This window comes from Saccharothrix tamanrassetensis (assembly GCF_014203665.1).
In the GTDB taxonomy this organism is placed as follows: Bacteria; Actinomycetota; Actinomycetes; order Mycobacteriales; family Pseudonocardiaceae; genus Actinosynnema; species Actinosynnema tamanrassetense.
The window spans coordinates 95,814-108,619 of the sequence record NZ_JACHJN010000002.1 but is presented as its reverse complement, the minus strand read 5'-3'; the positions used below and the strand labels follow the sequence as shown (position 1 = coordinate 108,619).

The 12,806-nt window shown below is 71.1% G+C and carries 14 protein-coding genes; 9 read left to right on the top strand and 5 right to left on the bottom strand.

Features of this window, described 5'->3' with window-relative positions; translation table 11 throughout:
• Nucleotides 1–149: 149 nt before the first annotated feature.
• The gene (locus FHS29_RS05295) at nt 150–977 is read right to left on the bottom strand and encodes an LLM class F420-dependent oxidoreductase (RefSeq protein ID WP_312864765.1); all 828 of its coding nucleotides are present in this window, start codon (nt 975–977) and stop codon (nt 150–152) included.
• A gap of 109 nt (nt 978–1,086) precedes the next feature.
• Here FHS29_RS05295 and FHS29_RS05290 point away from each other — a divergent pair, with 109 nt between their 5' ends.
• Nucleotides 1,087–2,034, top strand: coding sequence for an aldo/keto reductase (locus FHS29_RS05290; protein ID WP_184688840.1), 948 nt, complete (start codon nt 1,087–1,089; stop codon nt 2,032–2,034).
• 26 nt (nt 2,035–2,060) lie between these two features.
• Entirely contained in the window at nt 2,061–2,990 is a 930-nt protein-coding gene (locus FHS29_RS05285) for an SDR family oxidoreductase (RefSeq protein ID WP_184688838.1), read from the top strand.
• A gap of 131 nt (nt 2,991–3,121) precedes the next feature.
• On the opposite strand, the gene FHS29_RS05280 is transcribed toward FHS29_RS05285, so the two are convergent.
• Entirely contained in the window at nt 3,122–3,400 is a 279-nt protein-coding gene (locus FHS29_RS05280; protein WP_184688836.1) for a YciI family protein, read from the bottom strand.
• A gap of 66 nt (nt 3,401–3,466) precedes the next feature.
• On the opposite strand from FHS29_RS05280, the gene FHS29_RS05275 reads away from it, so the two are divergent.
• The 6 genes from FHS29_RS05275 to FHS29_RS05250 all read left to right on the top strand — a co-directional run bounded on the left by FHS29_RS05275 (nt 3,467) and on the right by FHS29_RS05250 (nt 9,004).
• A complete protein-coding gene (locus tag FHS29_RS05275; RefSeq protein WP_184688834.1) occupies nt 3,467–4,045 on the top strand; it encodes a SigE family RNA polymerase sigma factor in 579 nt (192 codons plus the stop codon).
• Between the two features lie 763 nt (nt 4,046–4,808).
• The gene (locus FHS29_RS05270; protein WP_184689969.1) at nt 4,809–5,699 is read left to right on the top strand and encodes an ROK family protein; all 891 of its coding nucleotides are present in this window, start codon (nt 4,809–4,811) and stop codon (nt 5,697–5,699) included.
• A complete protein-coding gene (gene nagA, locus FHS29_RS05265; RefSeq protein ID WP_184688833.1) occupies nt 5,696–6,853 on the top strand; it encodes an N-acetylglucosamine-6-phosphate deacetylase in 1,158 nt (385 codons plus the stop codon). Before FHS29_RS05270 ends, nagA begins: the two co-directional genes overlap by 4 nt.
• Complete coding sequence (locus tag FHS29_RS05260; protein ID WP_246440153.1) at nt 6,838–7,044, top strand: hypothetical protein; 207 nt, start codon at nt 6,838–6,840, stop codon at nt 7,042–7,044. The genes nagA and FHS29_RS05260 overlap by 16 nt, the downstream gene beginning before the upstream one ends.
• Nucleotides 7,045–7,053: 9 nt before the next feature.
• On the top strand, nt 7,054–7,767 hold the full coding sequence (locus FHS29_RS05255; RefSeq protein ID WP_184688831.1) for a DedA family protein: 714 nt from the start codon (nt 7,054–7,056) through the stop codon (nt 7,765–7,767).
• Between the two features lie 79 nt (nt 7,768–7,846).
• Entirely contained in the window at nt 7,847–9,004 is a 1,158-nt protein-coding gene (locus tag FHS29_RS05250) for a glycoside hydrolase family 18 protein (RefSeq protein WP_184688829.1), read from the top strand.
• Between the two features lie 106 nt (nt 9,005–9,110).
• On the opposite strand, the gene FHS29_RS05245 is transcribed toward FHS29_RS05250, so the two are convergent.
• Nucleotides 9,111–10,484, bottom strand: a complete 1,374-nt coding sequence (locus FHS29_RS05245; RefSeq protein WP_184688827.1) for an FAD-binding oxidoreductase — start codon at nt 10,482–10,484, stop codon at nt 9,111–9,113.
• Between the two features lie 127 nt (nt 10,485–10,611).
• Here FHS29_RS05245 and FHS29_RS05240 point away from each other — a divergent pair, with 127 nt between their 5' ends.
• A complete protein-coding gene (locus FHS29_RS05240) occupies nt 10,612–11,286 on the top strand; it encodes a DedA family protein (RefSeq protein WP_184688825.1) in 675 nt (224 codons plus the stop codon).
• A 49-nt stretch (nt 11,287–11,335) separates the two neighbouring features.
• On the opposite strand, the gene FHS29_RS05235 is transcribed toward FHS29_RS05240, so the two are convergent.
• Together FHS29_RS05235 and FHS29_RS05230 are read right to left on the bottom strand one after the other, a co-directional pair.
• Complete coding sequence (locus tag FHS29_RS05235) at nt 11,336–11,971, bottom strand: nucleoside/nucleotide kinase family protein (RefSeq protein ID WP_312864764.1); 636 nt, start codon at nt 11,969–11,971, stop codon at nt 11,336–11,338.
• A complete protein-coding gene (locus FHS29_RS05230; protein WP_184688823.1) occupies nt 11,953–12,786 on the bottom strand; it encodes a PfkB family carbohydrate kinase in 834 nt (277 codons plus the stop codon). The genes FHS29_RS05235 and FHS29_RS05230 overlap by 19 nt, the downstream gene beginning before the upstream one ends.
• Nucleotides 12,787–12,806 lie beyond the last annotated feature (20 nt).

The following is a 12,806-nucleotide window of genomic DNA, read 5'->3' as shown; positions in this document are numbered from 1 at the left end:
GCGCCGAGGGCGCGCTCTCGCGAGTCGCGGGTTCGGGCCGGCTGAGCCCCGAACGCGCGACTCGCGAGGTTCGACCACGCGGCGCGCCGGGCGGCGCGCAACCGCGACACGCCGAGCGCGAACGCATGACGTGGCGTGGGCGGCACCCCCTACTCGGCCAGCGCGGCGGCCAGCTCCCGGAACGCCCCGGAGGTGTCCTGCCGCTCGCCGAGCAGCTGCACGGACACGTGGTCGGCCCCGGCCTCGTGGTGCTCGCGGAGCCGGCGCGCGACCCGGTCCACGGACCCCCAGGCCACCAGCGCGTCCACCAGCCGGTCGCTCCCGCCGTCCCGCAGGTCGTCCTCGGTGAAGCCGTTGCGCAGCCAATTCTTGGCGTAGTTCTCCAGCGCGAGGTAGTGCCTGAGGTTCTCCCGCCCGACGGCACGCGCCTTCGCCGGGTCCTCCTCCAGCACGACGTGCTGCTCGGGCGCGAGCACGGTGCCCGCGCCGATGGTCTCCCGGGCCCGCGCGGTGTACTCGGGCGTCACCAGGTAGGGGTGGGCGACGCTGGTGCGCGCGGCGGCGAGCCGGAGCACTCGCGGGCCGAGGGCGGCCAGGGCCAGGCGGTCGCGCGGGACGTCGAGTTCGTCCAGGTAGTGCACCAGCTTCTGGTAGGGGCTGTGGTAGACCTCACCGACGCTCTCCCGGTGGCCCGCGCCGACGCCGACCAGGAACCGGTCGGTCCAGGCGAGGTCCCGGTAGCCGGTGTTGACCTCGGCGGCCGGGGTGGTCCACACGTTGAGGATGCCGGTCGCGATCACCAGCCGGTCGGTGGCGTCGAGCAGCTCGGACACCAGGCCCAGGACACCGCCGTCGGGTGCCCCGCCCAGCCACAGCGTGCCGAAACCCAGCTCTTCCAGCCCGGTCGCGGCGCCGGCGCGGCCCGCCCAGCGGCCTGCCAGGTCCCACACCCCGTACTTGCCCAGCTCAACGGTCACTTCGACTCCCCTCGAAACCTGCGGTCGACCACGGCAACCCGCGCGTCCCACCATTTAGTCCTGGCTGTGATGTTCGGCGCGACCCGACTCGCGAAGTTAGGTTCGCACCATGACGAAACTGGGAACCAGCGACCTGGACGTGTCCCGCCTCTGCCTCGGCGGCAACGTGTTCGGGTGGACGGCCGACGAGGAGGCGTCCTTCGCCGTGCTCGACGCGTACGTGGCGGCCGGCGGCAACTTCGTGGACACCGCGGACGTGTACTCGGCCTGGGGCGACGCCCACGTCGGCGGTGAGTCGGAGACGGTCATCGGCAGGTGGCTGAAGGCGCGCGGGAACCGGGACGCGGTGATCGTCGCCACCAAGGTCGGGATGCTGGAGGTGGGCGGCCTGGACAACCTGAGGGCGGACACCATCGCCACCGCCGCCGAGAACTCGCTGAGGCGGCTGGGCGTGGACCACATCGACCTGTACTACGCGCACCAGGACGACCCGAAGACGCCGCAGGAGGAGACCCTGGCGGCGTTCGACGCGCTGGTGAAGGCCGGCAAGGTCCGGTACGTCGCGGCGTCGAACTACACCGCCGCCCGGCTGACCTCGGCGCTGGAGGTCTCCGAGCGCGAGGGGTTCGCCGAGTACGTGGCGCTCCAGCAGCACTACAACCTGGTCGAGAGGTCCTACGAGGGCGAGCTGTCGACCGCGGTCGCCGATGCGGGCCTGTCCTCGGCGCCGTACTGGTCGCTCGCGAAGGGCTTCCTGACCGGCAAGTACCGGCCCGGCGTGGAGGTCGAGAGCGTGCGCGCGGCCGGCGCGTCGAAGTACCTGGACGACCGCGGCCTGCGGGTGCTCGCGGCGTTGGACGAGGTGGCCGCCGCCCACGGCACGAGCGTCGCTTCGGTGGCGCTGGCCTGGCTCGCGGCGCAGCCGACAGTGGCCGCGCCCATCGCCAGCGCGCGGACCGCGGACCAGTTGGACGACCTGCTGCCCGCGCTGGAGCTGGAGCTGAAGGCGGACGAGATCGCCCGGTTGACCGCCGCGAGCGAGGTCCAGATTTCTTAACTCACCAGTAGCTTACTGGCGGTAAGTTGCGTTACGGTGACCTCCAGGCGAACCCGTTCGAGGAGGTCACCGTGGACGTTGCGGGCAAGGTTGTGCTGATCACCGGCGCGGCGAGGGGCATCGGCGCGGAGGTGGCCCGCAGGCTGGCCGCCAAGGGCGCGAAGGTGGCGCTCGTCGGGTTGGAGGGCGACCGGCTGCGCCAGGTCGCCGACCAGTGCGGCGGCCGGGCGTGGGAAGCCGACGTCACCGACTGGCAGGCGTTGGAGACCGCCGTGAACGGCGTGGTCGACCACTTCGGCGGCATCGACGTGGTGGTGGCCAACGCGGGCATCGCGGCCACCGGCTTCGTGCGTTCCATCGACCCGGCCGCGTTCGAACGGGTCATCGAGGTCAACCTGCTCGGTGTGTGGCGGACCGTGCGGACCTGCCTGCCGCACCTGATCGCCAGCCGGGGTTACTGCCTGGTGGTGTCGTCGCTGGCGGCGATCGTGCACATCCCCGGCAACGCGGCCTACTCGGCGGCCAAGGCGGGCTGCGAGGCGTTCGCGGACAGCCTGCGCGCCGAGGTGCGGCACCTGGGCGTCGGCGTGGGCGTGGCGTACTTCTCGTGGATCTCCACGGACATGGTGAACAGTGCCGACCAGCACCCGGTGTTCGGCCCGCTGCGCAGCGGGATGCCCGGCCTGGCGGGGAAGAAGTACCCGGTGTCGGTCGTGGGCAAGGCCGTCGTCCGCGGCATCGAGCGCCGCGCGAGGGCCGTGCACGTGCCGGGCTGGGTCGGCGGCCTGAAGATCTTCCGCGCGTTTGCCCCGAGGGTGGTGGACCGGCAGGCGGCGAGCCAGGTGCCCGCCGCCGACCGGGAGATGGCGAACGGGGACCGCCCCGACCTCCCGAGCCTGGTGGGACCGGGAGGTCAGGCGGCGGGCCTGAAGGAGCCCGCCCCGAAGAACCGCTAGAACCGGCCGGAGCCCGGTCGGAGCCCGATGGACCGAAGCCCGGTCGGAGCCCGATGGACCGGAGCCCGGTCGGAGCCCGATGGACCGGAGCCCGGTCGGAGCCCGATGGACCGAAGCCCGGTCGGTCGGAGCTAGAGCCAGACACCCATGAGCGGCTGCCACTCGTGCACGCGCGTCTCGGCCACCACCCCGGCGGGCGTGTACGGGTCGGCGGCCAGCACGGCCTTCAACTCGGCCTCGTCCGCGACGTCGTAGATCAGCACCGCACCCGACTGGTCGGCGTACGGCCCGGACACCAGCAACTTGCCCTGCTCGACCAGTGTCGCCAGGTAGTCCCGGTGCGCCGGTCGGACGGCCATCCGCTCGTCCTGGTTGTCCCCGAACTTCAACTCGACCACGAACCGAGCCACCGCCCACCTCCGCAAGAGACCAACGCTCTACCCGAAGCTACCGGCCGAGGAGGTAACGTCTTTTCCGTGGTCGGTTCGGAGCAGAGCAGCGGCGGCATCGCGCGTGTGCAGGACACGCTGACGAACCTGCGCATCCAGGACGGCGTGGCCCCACCGCCCACCGGTCCGCTCACGCTGGAGGACCTCTACCGCCAGCACCGGATGCGACTGGTCCGACTGGCCCTGCTCCTCGTCGACGAACCCGCGACAGCGGAGGACGTGGTCCAGGAAGCCTTCACCGGCCTGCACCGCAACTGGTCCAACCTCCGGGACGCCCAGGCGGCGGTCGGCTACCTGCGCACCGCGGTGGTCAACGGCTCCCGCAGCGTCCTGCGCCGCCGGAAGACAGCCCGCGACTACACCCCTCCGCACGTGGCGAACGCCCGTTCGGCGGAAAGCCTCGCCATGCTGACGGCCGAACACCAGGCAGTCGTCGCCGCCCTGTCCCAGCTGCCCCCGCGCCAGCGCGAGGTGCTGGTGCTGCGCTATTACGGCGACCTCACGGAAGCGGAAATCGCCGAGGCGACCGGCATCTCCAAGGGCACCGTGAAAAGCACCGCCAGCAGAGCCCTAGACGCCTTGCAAAAAATCATGGCCGCCCGCTAATCCTCACAAATATCCACTCCATACCACCTCGACATCACTCCACCGCAATAGCCGCGCGCAGCGCACACCTCTGCCGTGCTGTGTGTCATCCCCGTACGGCCTGCGCGCAGCGAACCACGCTTGTCTTGGGGGTGCAAGCACGCTTCACCGCTTGCACCCCCAAGACAAGCGTGGTTGTCTTTTGACCAGGCCGTACAGGGATGACACACAGCACCACGCCCGCAAAGCTCGAAGAGCTTTGCCCTCATCCTTGGTGGTCTGCCCGTCCGGCGAGGACTCTTTTCCTTTTCTTTCTGACGGGATCGGTCGGCGACTTGGTGCTGGATCGCTTTTGGTTCTCAGACTAAAAGCAAAAGCGACGCTCGCCGCTTGGCAGGCCTCCGGGGAGGAAGAACGAAGAAAGGGCGGTCGTGTTCTCCCCGCATGGCCTGTCAAAGACGACCACCCTTGTCCGGGGAGGTCAAGCGGAAAGCGTGCTTGACCTCCCCGGACAAGCGCGGTAGCCCTCCGGGCAGGCCATACGGGGAGAACACGAGGCGACGGGTCTGTGGGGGGGGTGCACGGCCTGGGTCGGGAGGCGGGTTCTGTTAACGCCGGGTGTCCGTGGAGGGGTCCTCGAACCTGGCGCACGGGGCGGAACCGGCGTGTCAGGGGTGGGTCCGCGGGTGGGCGGATGTGTACCGGGTGGGGGAATCGGGCACTTGGTATAGACCAATGGTGCGTCGATGCCGCACTATCGGTCCTCGTGGCGCGCACTAGACACGTGATAGCCGTCGATGTCGGCGGTACCGAGACCAAGGCTGCACTGGTGGCCGGCACCGCCCTCGACGTCCGGGCGGTGAAGCAGCGGCGGCGGGCTACCACCCGTGACGCCGAGGCAGTGGTCGACGACGTCGCCGCGTTGGTCGAGGAGTTGCGTGCGGGTACCGACGTCGAGGCGGTCGGGCTGGTCGTGCCCGGGGTCGTGGACGAGGACAACGGGATCGGCGTGTACTCGGCCAACCTGGGCTGGCAGGACTACCCGTTCGTCAAGCAGGTCGAAGCGCGGATCGGGTTGAAGACCTCGTTCGGGCACGACGTGCGGGCCGGAGGGTTGGCCGAGTTGCGCATCGGCAACGCCCGCGGCCTCCGGAACGCGGTGATCATGCCGATCGGCACGGGCATCGCCGGCGCGCTCGTCCTGGACGGCCGGATCTACCGGGGCGACGGCAGCGTCGGCGAGATCGGCCACGTCGACGTCGGGCACGGCGACCCGTGCGGCTGCGGCCAAACGGGTTGTGTCGAGGCCAGGGCCTCGTCGGCGGCCATCGCGCGCCGGTACGCCGAGCGGACCGGCAACCCGGTCCACGGCGCCGCCGACGTGGCGAAGCTGGTCCGAGCGGGCGACCCGGACGCGGTGATGGTGTGGCAGGAAGCGGTGGAAGCCCTGGCTAGGGGCATTCTGCTGGTAGCGGCTCTACTGGGCCCGGAGGCGGTGGTCCTGGGCGGTGGTCTCGCGCTCGCCGGGCCGCTGCTCACGGACCCGTTGCGGGACCGGCTGGACGGGTTGATCACGTTCCAGCGGCGTCCGGAACTGCGGCTGGCGGCGTTGGGCGACGAGGCCGGATGCCTCGGCGCCGCGCTGCTGGCCATCGACATGCTGGAGGAGAGATGAGCACGTGGGGTGGACCGGTGGACGTGACCCTGACCGGTGGTCGGGTCGTCACGCCGGACGGGGTGCTCGACCAGGGCTGGGTGGCGGTGCGCGACGGCTTGATCGTCGCCGTCGGCGAAGGGACCGCCCCTGACGGGCCGATCACGGACGTGGGTGACAACTGGCTGGTGCCGGGTTTCGTGGACATCCACTGCCACGGTGGCGGCGGTGAAGCGTTCACCAGCGCCGATCCGGAACGGGTGCGCAAGGCCGCCGCCGCGCACCGCCGGCACGGCACGACGACGATGCTGGCCAGCCTGGTGTCCCGCCCGATACCCGAGCTCGCCGACCAGGTGAGCGCGCTGGCCGAGCTGGTCCAGGACGGCGTCGTCGCGGGCATCCACCTGGAGGGCCCGTTCCTGTCCGCCGCCCGCTGCGGAGCACACGATCCCGCCATCCTGTGCCCGCCGGACCGCGCGTCGGTCAACCAACTGCTCATCGCGGGCCGCGGCACGGTCCGCATGGTCACCGTCGCGCCGGAGCTCGAACACGGCGTGGAGGCGGTCCGCCAGTTGGTCGACAACGATGTCCTGGCCGCGATCGGCCACACGGACGCGACCGAAGCCCAGATCCGGCCCGCCGTGGAGGCCGGAGCGACGGTGGCGACGCACCTGTTCAACGGGATGCGCCCGCTGCACCACCGGGAGCCCGGTCCGATCGGCGCGCTGCTGGACGACGAGCGCGTCACCGTGGAGCTGATCTGCGACCTGGTGCACCTGCACCCGACAGCGGTCCGGCTGGCCGCCCGGCACGCGGGCCTGAACCGCACCGTGCTGGTCACCGACGCCATCGCGGCGGCCGGTGTGGGTGACGGCGTGTACGACGTGGGCGGGCTGGAGGTGCGCGTGGTGGACGGCGTGCCGACGCTCGCGGGCGGCGCGTCGCTGGCGGGCAGCACGCTCACCATGGACGCGGCCTTCCGCAACGCCGTGCAGTCCTGCGGGCTGACCATGGCGGAGGCGGTGAACGCCACCGCCACCCGTCCCGCGTACCTGCTGGGCATGGAGGACAAGACCGGTGAGATCAAGACCGGCCTGGCCGCCGACCTGGTGGTGCTGGACGACGAGCTCAAGCCCCGCGAGGTGATGAGCCGGGGCGAGTGGGTGAAAGACTGACCCACGTGCCCGACGACCACGAGCGGCTGGTGGCCGACGCGTTGCGCGCGCAGGCCACCAGCTCCGGCAGCTTCGCCACCCCCGCGTCCCGCCCGACCCGCCCGGCGCTGGGCGCGGGGTGGGTGCTGCTGCTCGCCGTGCTGCTCGGGTCCGCCGCCGGAACGGTCGCGGCGGTGATCACGCTCCGTTGAGCCTGTACCGTGGTTCGGGTGACGGTCTCGCTCGCCTCCACCTCGCTCGCCATCGGCCCGGCGTGGCTGGACCCGCAAACCCTGCTCGAAGGACTCGGGCCGTACATGCTGGTCGGCCTGTGCTTCATCGTGTTCGCCGAGTGCGGCCTGCTGGTCGGCTTCTTCCTGCCCGGTGACTCGCTGCTGTTCACGGCGGGTCTGTTCGTGGCCAACGGCATCCTGGACTACCCGCTGTGGCTGGTGTGCCTGCTGCTCACCGCCTGCGCCCTGGTGGGCAACGTGGTGGGCTACTGGATCGGCTGGCGGGCCGGACCGGCGCTGTTCAGCAAGCCGGAGTCGAAGATCTTCAAGAAGGAGTACGTCGACAAGACGCACGAGTTCTTCGACAAGTACGGCGCCCGCGCCATCGTGATGGCCCGGTTCGTGCCGATCGTGCGGACGTTCATCACCGCGATGGCGGGCGTGGGCCGGATGGACACCCGCAAGTACTTCACGTACTCGCTCATCGGCGGTGTGGCGTGGGCGGCCGGTCTGACCGTCCTGGGCTACTTCCTGGGCCAGATCCCGTTCGTGCGCGACAACATCGAGATGATGCTGATCCTGATCGTGCTGATCTCGGTCGTCCCGATCGTCATCGAGGTCATCAAGGCGCGGCGGGAGAAGAAGGCGCTGCTGGCGCAGGAGGCCGACGACATCACCCAGCAGTTCAAGCGCATCGACTGAGCCCCTTCGGCCCCGGGCCGGTCGGCGTGCGCTGATCAGCGGTTGACCGCGCCCCTCAATGGTCTGTACCAGTTGAGGGGTGCTCCGCAATGCGCTCGCCGCGTGCGCGGCCCTCCTGCTCGTGGTGACCGGCACGTCGGTGCCCGCGACCGCCGCACCGCGCGCCGTCGTCGGGGCGTATCACGGCAACTGGTCCAGCGGGTCGAAGCCGATCTCCGCGATCCCGTCCGACACCCCCATCACGCACCTGTTCTACGCGTTCTCCACCATCGAGAACGGCCGCTGCGTGCTCGACGCCCCCACCGCGGCCAAGGACTTCGCCGACATCACCGACCTCAAGCGCCGCAAGCCCTCGCTCAAGGCGTTGATCTCCATCGGCGGCTGGGGCGCGGGCGGCTTCTCCGACGCGGCACTGACCCGCGAGTCCCGGCAGTCCTTCGTCGCGTCCTGCGTGGACCGGTTCTTCCGGCAGCACAGGGGCGTCTTCGACGGCGTGGACGTCGACTGGGAGTTCCCGGTCTACGGCGGCCCCGCCGAGATCACCGACCGCCCGTCGGACAAGCGCAACATGACCCTGCTGGTGCGCGAGTTCCGCCGCCAGCTGCCCCACCGCGCCCTGGTCACCGCCGCGCTGCCCACCGGCCGGCTCCAGACCGACGGCGCCTACGACCCGGCCCGGAGCTTCGAGCTGGGCGCGCTGGGCCGTGAACTGGACTTCATCACCCTGATGACCTACGACATGGGCACCGGCTTCTCACCCGTGTCGACCTTCAACGCCCCGTTCCGCGAGGTCCGCGAAGACCCCATGCCCGCCGCCGACCGCCGCTGGAACAACGTGACCGGCGCCGTCGACTACTACGTGCGGCACGGCGTCTCCCCGCGCAAGCTCGTCCTGGGAACGCCGTTCTACGGCCGGGGCTTCGTCGTCCGCGCGGAGGGCCCGGACCACGGCCTGTACCAGCCGTACGAAAGCGCGTTCTGGGTCGACGGCGTGGACGAGGTGCAGCGCCTGCGCACGACGCCGGGCTGGCGCGAGTACTGGCACCCGACCGCGCGGTCGCCCTGGCTCTACAACGCGGCCGAGCGGAAGTTCGTCAGCTTCGAGAACGCCCGCTCCATCGGGCTGCGGGCGAGCTACGCCGAGCACCGGGGCCTGCTCGGCACGTTCATGTGGGAGTTGGGCCACGACGACACGCAGCACACCCTCCTCACCGCCATGGCCAGGCCTTTCCGGTAACCGGTGAAGGCCCGGACGTCCCCCCACCCGGACGCACGCGAAAGGCCCCCGTACCGGTTGGTGCGGGGCCAGGTGTCCGACGAGCACCTGCGCTCCTTCGTCGCCGTCAACGAGCGAACATGGAGCCCGGGTTGAACAGGTTCTCCGGGTCCAGCGCCTGCTTGATCTCGCGGTGGACCCGGAGACCGACCGGCCCGATCTCGGTGGCCAGCCACTCCCGCTTGATCCGGCCGATGCCGTGCTCGCCGGACACCGTGCCGCCCAGTGCCAGCCCCAGTCCCAGGATCAGGTCGAACGCCGTCCGGGCCCGCTCCAACTCGTCCACCGAGGACGCGTCGTACACGATCGTCGGGTGCATGTTGCCGTCACCGGCGTGCCCCACGACGGCGATCCGCAGCCCCACCTCGGCGCTGATCCGCTCGCACCCGGCGATCAGCTCCGCGATCTTGGTGCGCGGCACGCAGACGTCGTCGGTCAGCCAGGCCCCGTAGACCTCCAGCGCCGTCAGGACCGCCCGACGTGCCGTCAACAGGTCGCGGCCCTCGCCGAGGTCGTCCGTCGCGTACGTCAGCGCCGCCCCGGAATCGACGCACACCTGCTCGATGACGGCCAGTTCCCGCCGAGCCGCCTCGCCACCCGCGTCGGACTGGCAGATCAACAACGCCGCACCGGCGTTCAGGTCGGTGTTCAGGTAGCGCTCGACCGCCTCGATGGAGGTCCGGTCCATGATCTCCATCAACGACGGCACGACGCCCTCGCGCACCACCCTCGCCACCGCCGCCCCGGCGTCGGCCGTGCGGTCGAACGTCGCCACCAGCGTCGACGGGGCCTGCGGCAACGGCCGCAACGCCAGCGTCGCCCGCGTGATGACGCCCAACGTGCCCTCGCTGCCGACGAACAGCTTGGTGAGGTCGTACCCGGCGACGCCCTTGACCGTGCGCCGCCCGGTCTTGAGCAACGAGCCGTCCGCCAGCACCACTTCGAGCCCCAGCACGGAGTCGGTGGTCACGCCGTACTTCACGCAGCACAGGCCGCCCGCGTTGGTGGACAGGTTCCCGCCGATCGTGCACCAGTCGTAGCTGGACGGGTCCGGCGGGTAGAACAGCCCGTGCTTCTCCACGGCCCCGCGCAGGTCGAGGTTGACCACCCCCGGCTCGACCACGGCCAACCGGTTGTCGGCGTCGACCTCCACGATGGCGTTCATCTTCGTGGTGACCAGCACCACACACCCGTCGATGGCGTTGGCCGCACCCGACAGGCCGCTGCCCGCCCCGCGCGGCACGATCGGCGTGCGGAAGGCGGCACAGGCCCGCACCACCGCCTGGACCTGTTCGGTGGAGACCGGCAGGACCACCGCCAAGGGCGAGCCGGAGGGCGCGAGCGGCATCATGTCGCGCTGGTAGGCGGACGTCACGTCGGCGTCGGTCAACACCGCGTCCGCACCCACGGCCGCGCGCAGTTCGGTGAGCAGCGCCTCCATACGGACACGCTAGCCGCCGGAACCCGCTGTGTTCGAGTGTGCGCGCAGCGGTCCGGTCGCCAAGCTTTCGGCAAGCGTTAGCCGGGAGTGGCAATGCGGACACCGGGGCCCACGTAGGGTGGCACCCGTGGTGTTGTCCGCATCGTCCGAAGCCGTCGCCTTCGCCCCGTTGGAGACCGCAGGCCCGCTGGCCGTGTGGCTCATCACCCTGAGCTTCGTCTTCTTCGAGTGCGCGTTCATCTTCGGCCTCTTCCTGCCCGGCGACTCGCTGCTGTTCGCGGCCGGGGTCGTGCTGGCGCAGCACGACGGCGAGCTGAGCGCGTGGCTGCTCTCCATCGCCGCCATGATCGTGGCCGTGGTCGGCAACCAGATCGGCTACTACATCGGCCGGCACACCGGGACCAGGCTGCTGGCCAGGCGCGGCGGCAAGGTGCTCAACAAGGAGAACCTCGCCAAGGCCCGCGACTTCCTGGACCGGCGGGGCTTCTGGGCGATCGTGCTGGCCCGCTGGATCCCGTGGGTGCGCACGCTGGCCCCGATGATCGCCGGTGCGGCCCGGATGGACCCGCGCAGGTTCATGCTGGCGACCACCATCGGCGCGCTGGCCTGGGTGCCGACGCTGGTGCTGGCCGGCTACTACGGCGCGGGCCTGCTCACCTCGATCCCGTGGCTCCAGACGGCCGCCGTCATCCTGAGCGTCGCGTTCTTCGTCTTCGGCACCGCGTACGGCCTGTACCGGTACCGCCAGGAGATGCGCAAGCCGCTCGAGGAAGAGGTCGGCAGCGCCCCGGGCAACCAGTAGCCGCGCGACCGGGAGCCGGGCGACCGGAGCCGGGCAGGGGAGCCGGCGACTAGAGCACCTCGGTGATCAGCAGGTCGGCGGTGGACTTGGACGCGTTGATCATCAGCGCGTTGACGTGGTCCGTGCCGCTGAGCACGCGTTCCCGGGCGTCCTCCACCGACCGGCCGTAGCGGACGTGCCGGTCGATCAGCCGGGCCACCCGCAGGTCCTCGTCGATCATCAGGAACCACGCCTCGTCCAGCACGATCCGCACGCGCTTCCACTTGTCGTACTGCATGAGCAGGTAGTTGCCCTCGGTCACGACCAGCGGCACGTCCGGCGGCACCGGCACCGCGCAGGCCACCGGCTCCTCGATCTCCCGGCGGAACTCGGGCGCGTACACCACGTCCGGCCTGCACGCCTTGAGCCGCCCGAGCAGGTCCACGTAGCCGGGGATGTCGAACGTGTCCGGCGCCCCCTTCCGCTCCGCGACGCCGAGCCGCTCCAGCTCCCGCTGCGCCAGGTGGAACCCGTCCATCCCGACCAGCGCCGCCGAGCCGTCCAGCGCCTCCACCAGCCGCCGCGCCAACGTCGACTTCCCCGAGCCGGGCGCACCGCCGATCCCGAGCAGCTTCCGCTCACCCGTCTCGGCCAGCCCCCGCGCCCGCGCGACCAGTTCGTCGAACCTCACCCGCTGTCCCGCCACCGCTCCAACTCCTCAACCCAGTCCCACGCGGCGTTGCGCACCCGCACCGCGGCGACCTCGTTCGCCCGGCGCACGGCCTCCGCCACCGGCAACCGGCCGGCGACCGCGACCGCCAACGCCCCGTGCCAGACGTCGCCCGCGCCGTTGGTGTCCCGCACCTCCACCACGGGTACCGCCTGGCTGCCGACCACGCCATGCCGCGACCAGGTGACGGGCTCGGGCCCGTGCGTGCGGATCACCAGCGGCACACCGCGGGCGTGCACCTCGGGCTCGGACAGCTCGAACGCGGCGGAGCACGCGGCGACGTCCACGAGCGGCAACAGGTCGTCGAGGACAGGTTTCCAGCTACCCGCGTCCAACACCACAGACACGCCCTCACGTCTCGCCTGGCGGGCGACCTCCAGCGCCAGCGGCCCCAGGTGGCCGTCGAGCAGCACCACATCGGACTCGGCGACCAGCCGCGGGTCCACTGTGGCCCTCGGCGTGAACCCGGCGGCGTTGCGGGAGACGACCGTGCGCTCACCGTCCCGCTCACGCACCGCGACCATGCTCAGCGCCGGTCCGCCGGGCCCGAAGTCGTGCACCTCGACGCCGCGGAGCATCCCGCGCGCGAAGTCGCCGAGCTGGTCGCCCAACGCCGTGCACAGCACCGCCCGGTGCCCCAGCGCGGCCACGGCGCGCGCGGCGTTCGCCGCCGGACCGCCCGGTGCCAGGTGGACCCCCAGCGACTGGACCTTCTGCCCCGGCAGGGGGAATTCGACCACCCGCTGGGAGACGTCGACCGTCGTCAGGCCGACACAGAGCACCGTTGCCAAGCCCCTGCACCTCCGAGCCG